17 protein-coding genes are annotated in these 15,865 nt (G+C 59.2%); 2 read left to right on the top strand and 15 right to left on the bottom strand.

The window, feature by feature from the left end; genetic code table 11:
* Positions 1-3: 3 nt before the first annotated feature.
* From LB462_RS11540 to hutI, 14 genes are all read right to left on the bottom strand, one after another.
* Positions 4-1,032, bottom strand: a complete 1,029-nt coding sequence (locus tag LB462_RS11540; protein ID WP_224507964.1) for a sulfate ABC transporter substrate-binding protein — start codon at positions 1,030-1,032, stop codon at positions 4-6.
* A 293-nt stretch (positions 1,033-1,325) separates the two neighbouring features.
* Positions 1,326-1,502 carry a hypothetical protein gene (locus LB462_RS11535; protein WP_224507962.1) on the bottom strand — a complete coding sequence of 59 codons (177 nt, stop codon included), beginning with the start codon at positions 1,500-1,502 and terminating at the stop codon, positions 1,326-1,328.
* 13 nt (positions 1,503-1,515) lie between these two features.
* Positions 1,516-2,022, bottom strand: coding sequence for a hypothetical protein (locus LB462_RS11530; RefSeq protein ID WP_224507960.1), 507 nt, complete (start codon positions 2,020-2,022; stop codon positions 1,516-1,518).
* A complete protein-coding gene (locus LB462_RS11525) occupies positions 2,003-2,185 on the bottom strand; it encodes a hypothetical protein (RefSeq protein ID WP_224507958.1) in 183 nt (60 codons plus the stop codon). Before LB462_RS11525 ends, LB462_RS11530 begins: the two co-directional genes overlap by 20 nt.
* Before the next feature lie 247 nt (positions 2,186-2,432).
* On the bottom strand, positions 2,433-3,023 hold the full coding sequence (locus LB462_RS11520) for an SCO family protein (protein ID WP_224507956.1): 591 nt from the start codon (positions 3,021-3,023) through the stop codon (positions 2,433-2,435).
* Positions 3,023-3,547 carry a copper chaperone PCu(A)C gene (locus tag LB462_RS11515; RefSeq protein ID WP_224507954.1) on the bottom strand — a complete coding sequence of 175 codons (525 nt, stop codon included), beginning with the start codon at positions 3,545-3,547 and terminating at the stop codon, positions 3,023-3,025. The genes LB462_RS11520 and LB462_RS11515 overlap by 1 nt, the downstream gene beginning before the upstream one ends.
* Before the next feature lie 23 nt (positions 3,548-3,570).
* On the bottom strand, positions 3,571-4,929 hold the full coding sequence (locus tag LB462_RS11510) for a PepSY-associated TM helix domain-containing protein (RefSeq protein ID WP_224507952.1): 1,359 nt from the start codon (positions 4,927-4,929) through the stop codon (positions 3,571-3,573).
* Between the two features lie 84 nt (positions 4,930-5,013).
* Positions 5,014-5,397 carry a hypothetical protein gene (locus LB462_RS11505; RefSeq protein WP_224507951.1) on the bottom strand — a complete coding sequence of 128 codons (384 nt, stop codon included), beginning with the start codon at positions 5,395-5,397 and terminating at the stop codon, positions 5,014-5,016.
* Positions 5,398-5,645: 248 nt separating this feature from the next.
* Positions 5,646-6,386, bottom strand: a complete 741-nt coding sequence (gene hutC, locus LB462_RS11500) for a histidine utilization transcriptional repressor HutC (protein WP_370637114.1) — start codon at positions 6,384-6,386, stop codon at positions 5,646-5,648.
* 9 nt (positions 6,387-6,395) lie between these two features.
* Positions 6,396-6,977, bottom strand: a complete 582-nt coding sequence (locus LB462_RS11495; RefSeq protein ID WP_224507949.1) for a HutD/Ves family protein — start codon at positions 6,975-6,977, stop codon at positions 6,396-6,398.
* Entirely contained in the window at positions 6,977-8,647 is a 1,671-nt protein-coding gene (gene hutU / locus LB462_RS11490; protein ID WP_224507947.1) for a urocanate hydratase, read from the bottom strand. The genes LB462_RS11495 and hutU overlap by 1 nt, the downstream gene beginning before the upstream one ends.
* Positions 8,647-9,450: an N-formylglutamate deformylase gene (gene hutG / locus LB462_RS11485; RefSeq protein ID WP_224507945.1), complete on the bottom strand. Its 804-nt coding sequence runs from the start codon at positions 9,448-9,450 to the stop codon at positions 8,647-8,649. The genes hutU and hutG overlap by 1 nt, the downstream gene beginning before the upstream one ends.
* A 247-nt stretch (positions 9,451-9,697) precedes the next feature.
* Positions 9,698-11,236 carry a histidine ammonia-lyase gene (gene hutH, locus LB462_RS11480; protein ID WP_224507942.1) on the bottom strand — a complete coding sequence of 513 codons (1,539 nt, stop codon included), beginning with the start codon at positions 11,234-11,236 and terminating at the stop codon, positions 9,698-9,700.
* 6 nt (positions 11,237-11,242) lie between these two features.
* Positions 11,243-12,436 (bottom strand): imidazolonepropionase, encoded by a 1,194-nt coding sequence (gene hutI / locus LB462_RS11475; protein WP_224507940.1) that lies wholly within the window; start codon positions 12,434-12,436, stop codon positions 11,243-11,245.
* Positions 12,437-12,521: 85 nt separating this feature from the next.
* Here hutI and LB462_RS11470 point away from each other — a divergent pair, with 85 nt between their 5' ends.
* Positions 12,522-13,904: a formimidoylglutamate deiminase gene (locus LB462_RS11470; protein ID WP_224507938.1), complete on the top strand. Its 1,383-nt coding sequence runs from the start codon at positions 12,522-12,524 to the stop codon at positions 13,902-13,904.
* Positions 13,905-14,143: 239 nt separating this feature from the next.
* Positions 14,144-15,376, top strand: a complete 1,233-nt coding sequence (locus LB462_RS11465) for an Mrp/NBP35 family ATP-binding protein (RefSeq protein WP_224507936.1) — start codon at positions 14,144-14,146, stop codon at positions 15,374-15,376.
* Between the two features lie 89 nt (positions 15,377-15,465).
* Here the strand turns inward: LB462_RS11465 and LB462_RS11460 are convergent, their stop codons facing one another.
* Positions 15,466-15,864, bottom strand: coding sequence for a hypothetical protein (locus LB462_RS11460; protein WP_224507934.1), 399 nt, complete (start codon positions 15,862-15,864; stop codon positions 15,466-15,468).
* Position 15,865: the final 1 nt, after the last annotated feature.

Raw genomic sequence — 15,865 nt, 5'->3', positions numbered from 1 at the left:
CTGTTACTGTTTCGGCTTGTAAATCTGGTCAAACGTTCCGCCATCTCCGAAGTGATAGGGCTGTGCCTTTGCCCATCCCCCGAAGATTGGATCATCGATCGTAACCAGTTTCAACTCCGGTAATTTTTTGATTAGCTCCGGCGGTACCAGTTCAGGTTCGGAGGGACGATAATAGTGCTTGGCTGCGATCGTCTGGCCTTCCTTGGAATAAAGATATCCAAGATAGGCTTCTGCTACCTTGCGTGTGCCTTTTGCATCAACATTCGCATCTACGACGGCAACCGACGGCTGGGCGAGAATCGAGCTGGGTGGAACGACGATATCGAATTTGTCATCGCCGAATTCCGCTGATGCCAGGTAGGCCTCATTTTCCCAGGCAAGCAATACGTCACCGAGTTCGCGCTGGGCGAATGTATTGGTCGCACCGCGTGCACCGGAATCGAGCACGGGAACGTGCTGGAACAAATTTCCAATATATTCCTTGATCTTGGCTTCATCGCCGCCGTACTGCGCGTTGGCCCAAGCCCAGGCCGCAAGGTAATTCCAGCGGGCGCCACCGGATGTTTTAGGATTAGGCGTGATCACCTCGACACCATCTTTGACGAGGTCCCCCCAATCCTTGATGCCTTTGGGATTACCTTTGCGAACGAGAAAAACGATCGTCGATGTGTAGGGTGCAGAGTTGTGCGGAAATTTTTTGATCCAGTCGGGATTGATTTTCTTGGCCTTGACGATGGCATTCACATCGCTTTCAAGCGCCAGCGTCACGACATCGGCGTCCAGCCCATCGATGACGGAACGTGCCTGCGCACCTGAGCCGCCATGAGATGCCTGGATGGTCACTGTCTCGCCCGTGTCGGCTTTCCACTTGGCTGCGAACGCCGCATTGAAATCCTTGTAAAGCTCGCGTGTCGGGTCGTAAGACACGTTCAAAAGGGTGGTGTCCGCGTTGGCAGCAGACATCGGCTGAATGGCGACTGTTGCTGCAAGCAACACAGCCGCCAGTGTAAGGGAAAATCGGGAATGTTTCATGCCTGCCTCCGTATGATTAGAACTGAAGCGTAGCAGAGCGCCTCCAAATAGGGGCGTTAGAAAGAATTCCTTTTACAGTGAAAAATTAGAATATTCTACCGGATCGGCATAGTCTACTGAAACAGTCGTCTATTCCGCATGGGCATAGGATTCTCTCAAACTTAAGTAGCACGACCGTTTGTGGCCGATTGAGAAGGTCGCTGCGGTCTTTTCTGGAAAATGCGACCGTGCCGGAATAATCTTCCCGGCCGGACCTCTCCGGCCGGTGGAGCTGCGTAGGTGCGCTCGGATGTCTATTTGCCCAATAGCATTTTCACCGGTGTCGCGTCAGCAAGCCGCGTATAGTTGGCTGGATTGGTCCTGGCGTCGTTGAGCGCGCGCGTCTTGATTGGCAAGACAAAGATTGCGGCTGTCAACAAGGCGGTGGCTGCTATGGAAAGGCGGCGTTCCATACGTGAAGTAATGATCATGCGCTTTCTCTCCTCAGTGAAAGTTCGCCCGCAACGGGCGGGAAATAATGTCCTCAATTGCGGATTTCGGGATCGGCAAGAGCATCTGATCCATCTCGGCCAGCGTTTCGGCAAAACCGATCGCTGCGTTCTCCACTTCCTCATGGCGCGAGGGACATGCCATGGCATTGAGGCAGGTTCGTGCCGCAACCATGTCGCAATTTTGTATCCCGGCAATAAGCCCCAAAGTCATGCATTCCTCCCGGCAGACATGGTGCGAACCAAATGGAAAAGTCTTGAGCGGGCATAATGCGCAGTGGCGCAGGGTCCGGATGAAGAACGACAGCTCGGATAGAGCGCGGTTGCCGTTGCGCGTGCCGAGAAGCTCGCTATAGAGCCCATAGGCCATTTCCCACGCGATGACGGATCCGGTTTCGAAACCCGCCGTCCAACGCCGGTAGCCTTCGAGCACCAGCTTTTCCGGTGTGCGATCGAAATAGCAACCTGCATCGTTGCCGGCTTCAGATATGTGCGGATACATCGCTGCTCCCATCCTGCTTGTTGTTGCGGATCAGGGCGAGAGGGCCACTGCGGTGACCGCGGGTGACCAGCTGCCTTAGGCTGTCGCGGCCAAAGACAGGAGACAGTTGCTGATGGTTCAGCAAGGAAACCACGCGGAGGCGTGGCAGAAAAAGACCTATCATAGGGTCCTCCAATCGAAAGGGTTCAAGGCCCAGACATCAAAGGGATGTGCTTTTGCACTTTTTGCATAAAGGCTTCTGAAAATCTCAATGTCAAATACTAAATCTTTAAAACCTATAAAAATATCAATAGGTTAGAATAATTCTAGGAAATTATGAGTTTTTTAGTATACAAATGTTCGGATCAACCCGCAAAGAGCATATTTATCTCTTCCGGACCGGGGACCGGAAGAGATAGCAGGCGCATGTTTTATCCGGCGACCAGCAGCCGAAGCTTTTTCAGCGCAACGTCTGGGCTTTCCTTGTAGTCGATCGTGCTTTTTAACCGCCCGTCGCGATCAAGCAGCATTACCGACGCCGTATGGTCCATGGTGTAGTCGCCGTTCTCCGTCGGCACCTTCTTCGCATAAATCTTCCAGCCCTTGAGGAGTTTCTCGACTTCCTGCGGATTGCCAGTGATACCGGTGATCCGGTCCGTGAAGGCCGATGTATAGCCCTTCATGACGTCCGGAGTGTCGCGCTCCGGATCGACGGAAATGAAGAAGACGCGCAGGTCTTTGCCTTCATCGCCAAGCGTCTTCAGCCATCCGGCCATTTCGAAGAGGGTTGTCGGACATACCTCGGGGCAATGGGTGAAACCAAAGAACAATGCCGTCGGGTGGCCCTTGAAAGCCGCGTCCGTGATAGGAGCACCGTTCTGATCGGTGAGATTGAACGGAACGCCGAGCTGGACCGCTTGGGCATTACCGCCATTGCGGGCACTGATATAAGTGAAGACAAGGAAGCCGCACAAAATGGCGATCAGCGCCCACAATGCATAGCGCAAGAGACGGAAATTCATCAATTGTGCTCCATGCTCGTTGCGCCTGCAGGCCCGACCATGAACTGGACGTCGACCTTGCCGGCTTTGGCAAAATCGAGCGTAACAGGCACCATGTCGCCCTCTTTCAGGGGTGCTGAAAGGTCGATCAACATCAAATGCGTGCCTCCAGGAGAGAGTTCGGCGCTGCCGCCAGCCGGAATCTCAAGTCCGTCCTTCAGCTTGCGCATTTGCATGACGTTGCCATCCATCTTCATTTCATGCACCTCGACGCGGGCAGCAACGGGGCTGGAACCACCAAGGAGCTGGTCGGGTTCGTTCGCTTGATTTTCAATCTTGATATAGCCGCCGCCGACTTTCGCCCCGGGCAGGGTGGCGCGGGTAAAGGCGCCGCTCAAGGTCAGATCCCCAGCTTTTACGGGGTCCATAGAGCCGTCATCGCTCATGGTGGCGCCTTGTGTCATCTTGGAATGATCGTGCGCCTGAGCAGACGAGATTGCCGCAAATACCAGTGCGACGGCGGCAATTCTGGAAATAGATTTCATGAGGCGTCTCCTATCCATATTTCTTATGAGAATACACGTTGCAAAGGCGAAGGGATGCGCGTGATCAACTGGTCGAGGATCAGCATGCCAAGAATTGCGAACCCGGTCAGCGGAAAGGCGATGCCGAATACCAATATGACCAAGGTAAATACGGCGAACACACTTTTTTGCTGCGGCATGGGTGGCACGCCGAGCCGTCCTGAAGGACGCCGCTTCCACCACATGATTACGGCGGAAACCGAGGCGAGGATGATCGCAAGGCATGTCGCGAGCATGGCGAGTTGGTTGGCAAGGCCCCAATATTGGCCCTGATGCACGCCGATCCCAAACTCGATGGCTTTGGCTCCTGCGCCATAGTCGGAAAACTTCAAATCAACCAATGGGTTACCGCTATACTGGTCGAAGTGGATTGTCCGCTGCTTGGCAATGTCGTCGGGGAAGATGGCTGCGGTATAAACCCCCTTCTTGCTGGCAGGCAGCGAAATTTCAAAGCCCGGTGTCATGCCTGCTGCCGCCGCGGAGGCGACGATCCGGTCAAGCCCGACGGGCGTCCCGCCTGGCGTCGACACGGGTACCGGTGCGTTCTCGACAGTCCATCCGGAATTGCCAAGTACTTGTTTTGTCTGAAGTTTTGAAACCGGCACGTTGTCCCAGAGCTGAGCGGGATAGCCAAGTCCATAGCCCGACAATGTCGTATTCAGCTTGTCACCCCAATAGCCCGACCATGGCATGCCGGATATCGCAAGGAAGAAGATCAATGCGCCGGCACCAGCGCCGGTCACGGCATGCAGATCCCGCCAGAACACGCGCTTGTCCGGAGTCCCGCGAACAGTGACGACACCGCCAGTCTGTTTGCGCGGCCACCAAAGATAAAAGCCTGTAATAACAAGGACTAACGCAAGACCGCCGACGGCTTCGACGATGCGGTTGAAGGCAAGGCCGAAATATTCAAGACTGTGAATCTTCTTGACGACCCAGCTGAATTCTTCCTCTTCGCCGACCTTGCCAAGGACCGCGCCGCTATAGGGATCGATAAAGACCAGAACGTTCCCTTCGGGACTGGAGACGGTGACTTTTGCCGATTGTGTTGGCGTGCCAGGTGATTGATATCGCAGCACTTTTGATCCCGGCACCGCCGCTTTCGCATTGTCGGTCAGGAGCGAAGGGGCAAGCGATTCGCTGCGCGGCTGAACCACGTTGCGGTAGGCGAAGACGGTGTTGTCGATCTCGTCCTTGAACAGATAGAGGCTGCCGGTGATGGCGAGATTGAGCATGAAAGGGATGACCAGAAGGCCGGCGAAAAAGTGCCAGCGCCAGATGGCGCGGTAGAGCGAAAGGCTGAGATAATAAGGCTTCCCGGAAGCCATGCTTGAGACGGTCATATGTGTTCCAGTCGTCTGACAGCAAGGGGTGACGGCACCGCCGGAGCAGGCCGCCGTGACGCGCCATCGAGGGCGCATTTTATGTCAGACGAGGGGAGGAGCTTGCGGTGGAGCCGATGGCGGAAAGAGGCTGCGCGCGATCCGGACCGCTTCCCGCTTTATCGTAAGTGATTGAACCGGCTCATTTTTCAAGCCTGATGCCATGGGCGGAACTGGCAGAACGACGGATGCCGAGAGGCGGCAGGCCTCGCAGCCGTTGCCGTGCCAGGCGCTTTTGTGCGAGCCTTGATCCACCTTGTTGTCGAGGCAGAGAACGGGCACTGAGCCGTCCGGCAAGGTATAGGCGGCAAGGTCGATATCACTGGCTGGAGAGGCCGAAATGGGCTGGTGCGCGAAGGCAACGAATACGAGCGCCAATGCGCAAAGCATGCGCACCGCCAATCGCCAGTCGTTCCGAATATTGCGCATCACCGCCTCATTTCACTTCGCGCTCTAAATACAGGAGCTTGATCTGAAAATCCATGCGGCAAAGAGGAATGCAACTGAGCACACTCAAATTTCCCGTCACGGTAGAGAATCTTGAGGCAGATTCGATGATTCTTGCACCAGTTTCGGCAAGTCTTGCATGAGTTTTGGCTATTCTTGCGCAAAAGATGTTCCGGTTCAGACCACCCTACGTCGTATTTCAAATTTACGCGGGATCGCGGCGTCGCATGTCACCCCTTCGGGCTGAAATGGGCAACCAGCCGGTAGGTTTCACCCGGGTAAAACATGCGAACGGCGGTGATCGGCCGTTTGCCTCGCCATGTCGATCGTTCGACCTGCAAACAGGCCGAGCCTTCCTTCACCTCGAGACGGGAGGCAAGCACGGAATCCGCATTGAACGCGCTGATCCGGTTTTCGGCCTCCGACCATGGCACATGACCGCGCAGCCAGGTTCCCGGAGGTTCGTCGGCGAAGGAGATATCGGCGGCTTCCGGCACGCTGACAAGATCGATCAGTCGGTCCTCGAAAGCATGGACGCGCCGGCCGGCAAAGTGACGGCAGTGAATCGCCAGAACCTGACGCGGGCTTTGCACATTAAGGCGTTCCATATCGTCCCGTGTCGAGCGGCGCTGCTGCAGTGAGATCACCTCAAGTCTGTAGACCTGCCCGATGGCCTCGACTTCGGCACGCAAATCCGGAATTTCGATGACGGCCGATTGCGACAGTGGCTGCGAAACGAAGCTTCCCGCCTTGCGACGGCGCTCGATGAGGCCCGACGCCGCAAGCGCCGACAGAGCCTTGTTCACGGTCATCCGCGCACAACCGTAGGTTTCCATCAATTCGCGTTCCATTGGAATGCGAAAACCGGGAGCCCATTCGCCGAGCAGGATCCGCTGTTCGATGTCATGGCGGATACGGGCGGAGAGCTGACCCTTCGGTGTATCGGTGATGGGCTTTTCCAACTGATCCAAGGCGACCTCTTATTCGGCCGATAGAGTTTGCGACAGGTGAACGATGATTGCCTCTCCCGACCCGCCAATGGAGATCTCCAGGGTATCAGCCGAAGCATCGATCAACGCAGCATCATGCGCGTCAAGCACTGACGACTCACCAAGGGTGATCTGGCCACTGCGGCAGAAGATGATGCAGGCATCCGCAGCGACCGGTAGAAGCAGTGTCCCATCGATGGACAGATTGTCGACGCTGTGAGTCCAGCGCCCGCGCCGTGTCATGACATTGAAATCTGTGACGGGCCCAGCGATCAATTTTGCCGATGCAGTCGCGTCTCCCGGGAATGGATAAGGCTTGCTTGCAGGGCTCAATCGAACAAGGGGTGCGCTCTCGATAGCAAGCTCTAGGCCCTCGCCGCTGAGCACGGTCAGCGTGCGGTCGATGCCGTCAAACCGCGAAAATGGTCCATCGGCAGCAACAGTCGCCATGCTGATGCGCCAGTCGAAATCGGCGACAGATGCGAGTGGAGGAGCGACGGCAATCTCGGTGGTGACGCCGCCGCCATTCTTCCAGGGCATTTGCCGGTGATCGCTGGCACGCAGGATTTTCATCAGCCGAGAATGCCCGGCAGGTTGAGGCCTTTTTCCTTCGCGCATTCTATGGCGATCTCGTAGCCCGCATCGGCGTGGCGCATGACCCCGGTTGCCGGATCGTTCCAGAGAACGCGTTTGATGCGTTCCGCCGCGTCGTCGGTTCCGTCGCAGCAAATGACCATTCCGGAATGCTGGGAAAAGCCCATGCCGACCCCGCCGCCATGGTGCAGGGAAACCCACGTTGCACCGGAGGCGGTGTTAAGCAGCGCATTCAACAGCGGCCAGTCGGAAACCGCATCGGAGCCGTCTTTCATGGCTTCCGTTTCGCGGTTCGGCGAGGCGACAGAGCCTGAATCGAGATGATCGCGGCCGATGACGATCGGTGCTTTCAACTCGCCGCTGCGTACCATTTCGTTAAAGGCGAGGCCGAGCCGGTCGCGGTCGCCGAGTCCGACCCAGCATATGCGCGCAGGCAGACCCTGAAACGCGATGCGCTCCCGCGCCATGTCGAGCCAGTTGTGCAGATGCGTGTTGCCGGGCGTTAGTTCCTTCACCTTGGCGTCGGTCTTGTAAATGTCGTCCGGATCGCCCGATAGCGCCGCCCAGCGGAATGGCCCAATGCCACGGCAGAAGAGAGGACGGATATAGGCCGGAACGAAGCCGGGGAAGGCAAAGGCGTTCTCGAGACCCTCGTCTTTGGCGACCTGGCGTATGTTGTTGCCATAGTCGAGCGTCGGAATCCCTCGTTCCCAGAAGGCGATCATGGCTTCGACGTGTTCGCGCATCGAAGCGCGGGCGGCTTGCTCGACGGCTTTCGGGTCGGTTTCGCGCTTCTGGCGCCATTCGGCCAAAGTCCAGCCTTTCGGCAGATAGCCATTGATCGGATCATGTGCGGAAGTCTGGTCGGTGACGATGTCCGGGCGCACATTGCGCCGCACGAGTTCGGGCAGGATATCGGCGGCATTGCCCAGCAGACCGACCGATTTGGCTTCGCCCGCCTTGGTCCAGCGCTCGATCATTTCGAGCGCTTCATCCAGTGTTTCGGCCTTGGCGTCCACGTATCGGGTGCGCAGGCGGAAATCGATGGAGTCCGGGTTGCACTCGACGGCGAGACAGCAGGCACCGGCCATGACGGCAGCCAGCGGCTGTGCCCCACCCATGCCACCAAGTCCACCAGTCAGGATCCACTTGCCCCTGAGATTGCCACCATAGTGCTGACGTCCGGCTTCGACGAAGGTTTCGTAGGTGCCCTGAACGATGCCTTGCGTGCCAATATAGATCCACGAGCCGGCAGTCATCTGGCCGTACATGGCAAGACCTTTTTTATCGAGCTCGTTGAAATGATCCCAGGTCGCCCAATGCGGCACGAGATTGGAATTGGCGATCAGCACCCGCGGTGCATTGGCGTGGGTTTTGAACACGCCGACCGGCTTGCCGGACTGGACGAGCAGTGTTTCATCCTCGTTCAGTGTTTTGAGGGTGGAAACAATCTTGTCGAAATCGTCCCACGTGCGGGCCGCGCGACCGATGCCGCCATAGACCACGAGCTCGTTGGGATTTTCCGCGACGTCGGGATCGAGATTGTTCATCAGCATCCGCAACGGTGCTTCGGTCATCCAGGATTTGGTGTTCAGCTTGTCGCCGCGCGGAGCGCGCACCTCGCGGATATTGTGGCGCGGATTGTTCATTATTTGCTCCCCAGTTTTACGGCCGTCAGTTGGATGATTTCGAGAATGTCTTTGAGGTGCTTGCGGAGCCGTTCGGCTTTGGCCTCGTCATAGGCGAAAGGCGGCGCTTCCTTCGTCAGATGCGAGGACTGCGTCAGTTCCATCTGAATGGCGTGGATGCCGAGCTTTGGTTGTCCATAGTGCCGCGTCGTCCAGCCACCCTTGAACCGGCCGTTGATGACGGCGTCATAACCGCGCGCCGCAAAGGCGATCCGGCCCACTGCCGAGGCGATTTCCGGGGAACAGCTATTGCCCTCATTGGTGCCGATGTTGAAATCCGGAAGTTTGCCCTGGAAGAGAAACGGGATGTGCGAACGTATGGAATGGCAGTCGTAAAGAACGACGAGGCCGTGGGCTTCGTGCACGCGCTCGATCTCCTTGGCCAGTGCCACATGATAAGGGCTGTGGAACTGTTTCAGCCGGTATTCGATGTCCGCGGCCGTCGGCTTCTCGCCATCGCGCCATATCGGTTTGCCGTCGAAATCTGTGTCGGGAATGAGACCGGTGGTATTTTGGCCTGGGTAAAGACTGACCCCCGAGGGATCGCGATTGGCATCGATGACGTAGCGATGAAAGGTCGCGCGGACGGTCGTGACCTCTGGCAGCAAGCCATCATACAGCTTGTCGATGTGCCAGTCTGTATCGGCGAGCATCTGGCCAGTTTCGTTGAGCCGGGCGTGAATGTCGGCGGGCACCTCGGTCCCCGTGTGCGGAAAGCCGAGAATGATCGGGGATGATCCCTGTTTGACGTCAACGGCGCTCATCGGGCTATATCCAGATTGTTGTTGGCTGAACTTATGTCATTCGGAAATCTGCCAGAACGGAGCAAACGGTGCTGCCTTTGCCCTCCCCCTTGTGGGGAGGGTGGCTGCGAAGCAGCCGGGAGGGGACTTGCTTCATTTAGAAAAACCCCACCCCGTCGCTTCGCTCCGTCCCTCCCCACAAGGGGGAGGGTAAGGGCGGCCAACGTTGCGTCAGACGTAGCGATGGAAAGTGAAAGGTCAACGTTCATCATTCAACACTCAGAACCGGCAGAATATCAGGAGAAATCGCGGCATTGAGCGCGCCCGAAGCGACGAGATCGGAAACGGCCTTCAAGTCCGGCGCCATATAGCGGTCCTCGTCGAGTGTTGGCACTGCGACCCGAATAACGCCATGCGCGCGGGTGAGTTCCGGGCTGGTCTGCAAGGGTTCGCGCAGGTCGATCCCCTGTGCGGCGGTCAGCGCCTCGATGCCGATGATCGAGAACAGATTGTCCGTCATCTGCAACAGGCGGCGCGCGCCATGGCAGGCCATCGATACATGATCTTCCTGATTGGCCGAGGTCGGCGTTGAATCCACGGATGCCGGATGTGACATCTGCTTGTTTTCCGACATGAGCGCGGCGGATGTGACTTCTGCAATCATCAGGCCAGAGTTGAGGCCAGGCTTTCTGGCAAGGAACGCGGGCAGGCCGTAGCTCAAGGCCGGATCGACCAGAAGGGCGATGCGGCGCTGGGCTATCGCGCCGATTTCACAAATGGCGAGTGCGATCTGGTCGGCAGCAAAGGCCACCGGCTCTGCGTGGAAGTTGCCGCCCGAGACGACGGAGCCATCGCTGAGCACCAGCGGATTGTCGGTAACGGCGTTGGCCTCGATTTCGAGCGTACGCGCCGCCATGCGCAACAGGTCGAGGCAGGCGCCGTCCACCTGCGGCTGGCAGCGGATGCAATAGGGATCCTGCACACGTTCGTCACCCTCGATATGGCTCTCGCGAATGGGCGAGTTTTCGAGCAGCCGCCGAAGCGCCGTGCCCGTATCGATCTGACCGCGATGACCGCGCAATGTGTGGATATCGGGGTGGAACGGTGCTGACGAACCCATGGCAGCGTCCGTGGAAAGCGCACCGGTGATCAGTGCCGATTGACCAGCGCGGTGGGCGCGAAACAGCCCCGCAAGTGCAAGAGCAGTCGAGACTTGCGTACCGTTGATGAGCGCGAGACCTTCCTTGGCCGCCAGCACGACGGGCTTGAGGCCCGCTTTGGCAAGGCCCTCGGCGGCCGGCATTTGCCTCGCCTCGAACATGACGTCGCCTTCACCGATCATCGCCGCAGCCATGTGGGCGAGGGGCGCGAGATCACCGGAAGCACCGACGGAGCCCTTCTCCGGAATGACCGGGATCACGCCTTTTTCCAGCATGGCTTCGATCAGGCTGATGAGTTCCGGCCGCACACCGGAAGCGCCGCGACCGAGCGAGATCAGCTTCAGCGACATGATGAGACGTACGATGTTTTCCGGCAGCGCATTGCCGACGCCGCAGCAATGGGAGAGGATGAGATTGCGCTGCAGCGTTCCGACATCCGCAGCATCGATCCGGATCGAGGCAAGTTTGCCGAACCCGGTATTGATGCCATAGACCGGCGCATTCCCGGCGGCGATTTCTGCAATTCGTTTCGCTGCCGATTCGATCCCGGCATGAAAAGACACATCAAGCTTTGCAGGCGTGCCATGCCAGTAGATCGTCTCGAGAGTGGCAAGCGGCACGGCGCCGGGATGGAGTGTTATGGTCATCGTCAACTATGCTTTCAAAACGAGCTGGTGGAGCGGGTTGAAGCCGATGCGATAGCAGAGTTCCGCCGGCTGCTCGGCGTTCCAGATAGCGATTTCGGCGCGCTTGCCCGGCGCAATGGTGCCGATTTCCTCATGCAAACCAAGGGCGCGTGCGGCTTCACGCGTGGCGCCGGCAAGCGCTTCTTCGACGGTAAGCCGGAAGAACGTGCAGGCCATATTCATGGTCAGCAACAGCGAAGTCAGCGGCGATGTGCCGGGATTGCAATCGGTGGCGACGGCGATGTGGACGCCGGCATCGCGCAATATCTTGACGGGGGGCGCGCGCTCTTCGCGCAAGGCATAGAACGCGCCGGGAAGGAGCACCGCGACGGTTCCGGCGGCCGCCATGGCCTTGGCGCCTTCCTCGTCGAGGTATTCGAGATGGTCGGCGGACAGGGCGCCATACGACGCCGCAAGCTTGGCGCCGCCAAGGTTGGAGAGTTGTTCGGCGTGGAGTTTGACCGGCAAGCCGAGCGATTTCGCCTTGTCGAAAACGCGGGCGATCTGGGCGGGCGAAAAGGCGATACCCTCGCAGAACCCATCCACCGCATCGACCAGACCTTCCGCATGCGCGGCATCGAGACCGGGCAGCACGACTTCGGAGATATAATCATCGGACCGGCCCTTATACTCCGGCGGTGTCGCATGGGCAGCAAGGTAGCTTGTGCGGATGCGCACGGGGCGCATTGTGGCGAGGCGGCGCGCGACGCGCAGCATTTTCAGCTCGGCGTCGATATTCAGCCCGTAGCCGGATTTTATCTCGACGGTGGAGACGCCTTCGGCAAGCAAGGTATCGAGCCGCGGCAGGCTCTGCGCAAGGAGCACCTCTTCGTTCAGGGCATTGGTCGATTTGACCGAGGAGACGATGCCGCCGCCGGCGCGCGCGATGTCCTCATAGGTCGCGCCTTCGAGCCGCATCTCGAACTCGCGGGCGCGATTACCGCCAAAGACCAGATGCGTGTGGCAATCGATGAGGGCAGGGGTCGCCAGCCTGCCGCCAAAATCCTGGCGCTCGACATCGTTCCAGTCGGAAGGGATCGTCTGTCCAACCCAGGCGATCCGCTCGCCATCGATGCCGATCGCGCCATTTTCGACAAGACCATAAGGCGCGCCGGTGTTTTCCAGCGTGGCAATCCTCAATCCGGTCAGAATTTTCCTCATCGGCCGCAGCCCGCTCCCTTTTTTAGTCTTGCCCGTAACGTTAATATGTATATACATAACGTGTCAATCCGGCGGGAGGAAAGAAATGACTGAGGCTAGAAAATCGGTGTTCGCCCGGACAGCTCTCACGCCGAATGGCTGGGAGAACAATGTTCTGATCGAGATCGACAGCGCGGGCCGCATTGGCTCGGTTGTGGCCGGGAACGAGACTGCACCCAATGCTTACGCCGTGGATGTCCTGCTGCCGGCGCAGGCAAACCTCCACAGCCACACTTTCCAGCGGGCGATGGCCGGGCTTTCCGAAGCACGCAGCCCTGCGGGGCGCGACAGCTTCTGGACGTGGCGCGAGATCATGTACCGTTTTCTCGACATTCTGGACCCTGAGGATATCGAGGCGATCGCCGCCTTCGCCTTCGTCGAGATGCTGGAGTCCGGCTATTCCAGCGTTGCGGAATTTCACTATGTACATCACCAGCCGGGCGGGCAGCCCTACGCGAACCTCGGCGAATTGTCCGAACGCATCGCGGCTGCGGCGAGTGCGACCGGCATCGGTCTGACGCTGTTGCCGGTGGCCTACATCCAGGGCGGCGTAGACGGACGGGTACTGGCGGGCGGGCAGCTGCGCTTCGGCAATGATTTCGACCGCTACGCGAAACTGGCGGGGCAGGCGCAAGAAGCGGCCAAAGCTGTCAGCGCCGATGCGGGTTTCGGCGTCGCGCCGCATTCGATCCGCGCCGTCAACGAACGCGATCTGAAGGCGCTGGAACAGCATTTTCGCGGCATGCCGTTCCACATTCATATTGCCGAGCAGATCCCGGAAATCGAAGAAGTGCAGGCGGCTTACGGACAGCGTTCGATGACATGGCTGCTCGACCATCTGCCAGTCGATGAGCGCTGGTGCCTGATCCATTCGACGCACATGACGCCCGAGGAGACGCGCCGGGTTGCAGCAAGCGATGCGGTTGTCGGGCTGTGTCCGATCACCGAAGCCAATCTCGGCGACGGCATATTCGACGGGGTGAATTATCTTGCCGCAGGCGGGCGCTTTGGCACGGGATCCGACTCCAACATCCGTATTTCACCCTCGGAGGAACTGCGCCAGCTTGAATACAGCCAGCGTCTGCGTGACGTGTCCCGCGTTACTCTGTCAGTCGACGGCAAATCCTGTGGCCGCACACTCTACGATACCGCGCTCGTCGGCGGTGCGCAGGCTCTCGGCCGCGACGCGGGCAGTCTTGCTCCAGGCTTTTGGGCCGACATGATCGCGCTCGATGTTGAAAATCCAGCGCTGCTGGGGCTGAAAGGCGACCGGCTGCTCGACGGCTGGATCTTCGCGGGCGACCGCCACGCAGTCAGCGATGTCTGGTCAGCCGGGCGGCATGTGGTGCATGAAGGCCGCCACCGCGACCGGGATGCGATATACAAGACGTACAAGACGCGGCTGGTGTCGATCCTCGAGAAACTTTAATGGCGGGGTCTCTGGCCGGGTTGCCTGGCTCTTCGCCCTCCCCCTTGTGGGGAGGGATGGAGCGAAGCGACGGGGAGGGGACTTTCTTCACGCCGCCGCAAGAACCCCTCCCTGCTGCTGCGCAGCTTCCCTCCCCGCAAGGGGGAGGGCGAGGCGCTGCGCCTAGATGCAATTCACCATTGGCGATTCGCTCCAACTGCACTATTTGAGGTGGAGGGAATGACAGGGATGGAATTGTAATGGCAAGCGTGACGCAGGAGCAGGTGCTCGAGCAATTGAAGACGGTGACTGGGCCGGACTTCAACAGCAACATTGTCGAGCTCGGGCTGGTTTCCGATATTTTCATCGCCGACAACAAGGTGTTCTTCTCGATCACCGTGCCGGCGCCGCGAGCGCAGGAACTCGAGCCTTTGCGCGCCGCCGCCGAGCGTGTCGTCAAGGCGATGCCGGGGGTAAATGGCGCTATCGTCGCGTTGACCGCCGAGAAAAAAGGCGGGCCGACAAGCGATGATGCCCCGCCCCGCCCAACACCCCCAGCGCGTCCGGCGCAACGTCCGGCGCCGGCGGGGGCGGTTCCCCCACCGCGTGTCGTGGCCCAGAGTGGCGCGGCAGCCCAAGGTGCACCCGCGCAACCGGCGCATGCACATGGCCACGGCGCGCCGGTCAAATCCGGCGTTCCCGGTGTCGGCGCGATCATCGCCGTCGCCTCGGGCAAGGGCGGTGTCGGCAAGTCGACGACGGCCGTCAATCTTGCGCTGGGGCTCAAGGCCAACGGCCACAGCGTAGGCATTCTGGATGCGGATATTTACGGGCCCTCCATGCCGCGGCTGCTTGGTCTGCATGGCAGGCCAGAGGTTGTCTCCGGCCGCGTGCTGAAGCCCATGGAAGGCTACGGCCTAAAGGTTATGTCGATCGGCTTCCTCGTCGACGAGGAAACGCCGATGATCTGGCGCGGGCCGATGGTCATGTCGGCGCTGACGCAGATGTTGCGCGAGGTGCAGTGGGGCGACCTCGACGTGCTGGTCGTTGATATGCCGCCCGGCACCGGCGATGCGCAATTAACCATGGCGCAGCAGGTGCCGCTGGCCGGCGCGGTCATCGTCTCGACACCGCAGGACCTCGCGCTGATCGACGCGCGCAAGGGTTTGAACATGTTCAAAAAGGTGGATGTGCCGCTGCTCGGCATCGTCGAGAACATGAGCTATTTCATCGCCCCGGATACCGGCGCACGCTACGACATCTTCGGCCATGGCGGCGCCCGCAAGGAGGCTGAACGCCTTGGCGTGCCCTTCCTCGGCGAGGTGCCGCTGGTGATGGAAATCCGCGAGACGTCCGATGCCGGAACGCCCATAGTTGTCAGCAATCCCGACGGTCCGCAGGCACAAGCCTATCGCGAGATCGCCGCACAAGTCTGGGACCAGCTGGCGGCGACGAAGGGCGGACGCGCCGCCCCGGCGATTGTGTTCGACTAAGTCTTGCGGAGGCGGGCACGATCCGCCTCTGCAAATCCATCCGGCACCCAAAGATATGCTGAGGTCGGCGTAGGTCGACGACTTAAGTGCTATTCGATCTTCTGGATTGTCGATTTGGCCGCATTTGCCCTCGCCCTTGCGGGCGCTGGCTCGCCCGGCGTGCGGGCATCCATGAATGTCTGAACCTCGTCGATCGTAACGTAGCCGCGCTGCTTCCTGTCGATTGCGGCAAAATGATCGGCAATGAAGCCCCAACCTGCCGCCCTGGCCTGCTCCGACGTCAAATAAGGCGATGAGCCTGCCGCTGCAGCGAAGTCATCAATCAGCCGCTGGTCAAGCTCATGGCGGATGCTGTCATCTGTGATGGGCCTCAGAACCGCCCCGGCCGGTTCGGGCGGAGGTGCGCCGAGCTCTTCGGCGGCATTGGCCTGGGACAGACAGGAAAAAACCACTGCACCGGCCAGCATGAATTTTGTGAACTGTTTCATC

It is taken from the genome of Phyllobacterium chamaecytisi (assembly GCF_020164455.1).
Lineage (GTDB): Bacteria > Pseudomonadota > Alphaproteobacteria > Rhizobiales > Rhizobiaceae > Phyllobacterium > Phyllobacterium chamaecytisi.
Note: the sequence above shows the minus strand (reverse complement) of the source record. Positions and strands in the feature narration are given on the sequence as shown.

What these genes read in the sequence shown, in the direction of transcription:
- LB462_RS11460 (WP_224507934.1), bottom strand. Translation starts at nt 15,864, where the DNA reads ATGAAACAGTTCACAAAATTCATGCTGGCCGGTGCAGTGGTTTTTTCC.
- hutI (WP_224507940.1), bottom strand. Translation starts at nt 12,436, where the DNA reads ATGAGGAAAATTCTGACCGGATTGAGGATTGCCACGCTGGAAAACACC.
- hutG (WP_224507945.1), bottom strand. Translation starts at nt 9,450, where the DNA reads ATGAGCGCCGTTGACGTCAAACAGGGATCATCCCCGATCATTCTCGGC.
- LB462_RS11535 (WP_224507962.1), bottom strand. Translation starts at nt 1,502, where the DNA reads ATGATCATTACTTCACGTATGGAACGCCGCCTTTCCATAGCAGCCACC.
- LB462_RS11495 (WP_224507949.1), bottom strand. Translation starts at nt 6,977, where the DNA reads ATGAAAATCCTGCGTGCCAGCGATCACCGGCAAATGCCCTGGAAGAAT.
- LB462_RS11525 (WP_224507958.1), bottom strand. Translation starts at nt 2,185, where the DNA reads ATGATAGGTCTTTTTCTGCCACGCCTCCGCGTGGTTTCCTTGCTGAAC.
- LB462_RS11515 (WP_224507954.1), bottom strand. Translation starts at nt 3,547, where the DNA reads ATGAAATCTATTTCCAGAATTGCCGCCGTCGCACTGGTATTTGCGGCA.
- hutU (WP_224507947.1), bottom strand. Translation starts at nt 8,647, where the DNA reads ATGAACAATCCGCGCCACAATATCCGCGAGGTGCGCGCTCCGCGCGGC.
- LB462_RS11540 (WP_224507964.1), bottom strand. Translation starts at nt 1,032, where the DNA reads ATGAAACATTCCCGATTTTCCCTTACACTGGCGGCTGTGTTGCTTGCA.
- LB462_RS11520 (WP_224507956.1), bottom strand. Translation starts at nt 3,023, where the DNA reads ATGAATTTCCGTCTCTTGCGCTATGCATTGTGGGCGCTGATCGCCATT.
- hutH (WP_224507942.1), bottom strand. Translation starts at nt 11,236, where the DNA reads ATGACCATAACACTCCATCCCGGCGCCGTGCCGCTTGCCACTCTCGAG.
- LB462_RS11510 (WP_224507952.1), bottom strand. Translation starts at nt 4,929, where the DNA reads ATGACCGTCTCAAGCATGGCTTCCGGGAAGCCTTATTATCTCAGCCTT.
- LB462_RS11470 (WP_224507938.1), top strand. Translation starts at nt 12,522, where the DNA reads ATGACTGAGGCTAGAAAATCGGTGTTCGCCCGGACAGCTCTCACGCCG.
- LB462_RS11530 (WP_224507960.1), bottom strand. Translation starts at nt 2,022, where the DNA reads ATGTATCCGCACATATCTGAAGCCGGCAACGATGCAGGTTGCTATTTC.
- LB462_RS11505 (WP_224507951.1), bottom strand. Translation starts at nt 5,397, where the DNA reads ATGCGCAATATTCGGAACGACTGGCGATTGGCGGTGCGCATGCTTTGC.
- LB462_RS11465 (WP_224507936.1), top strand. Translation starts at nt 14,144, where the DNA reads ATGGCAAGCGTGACGCAGGAGCAGGTGCTCGAGCAATTGAAGACGGTG.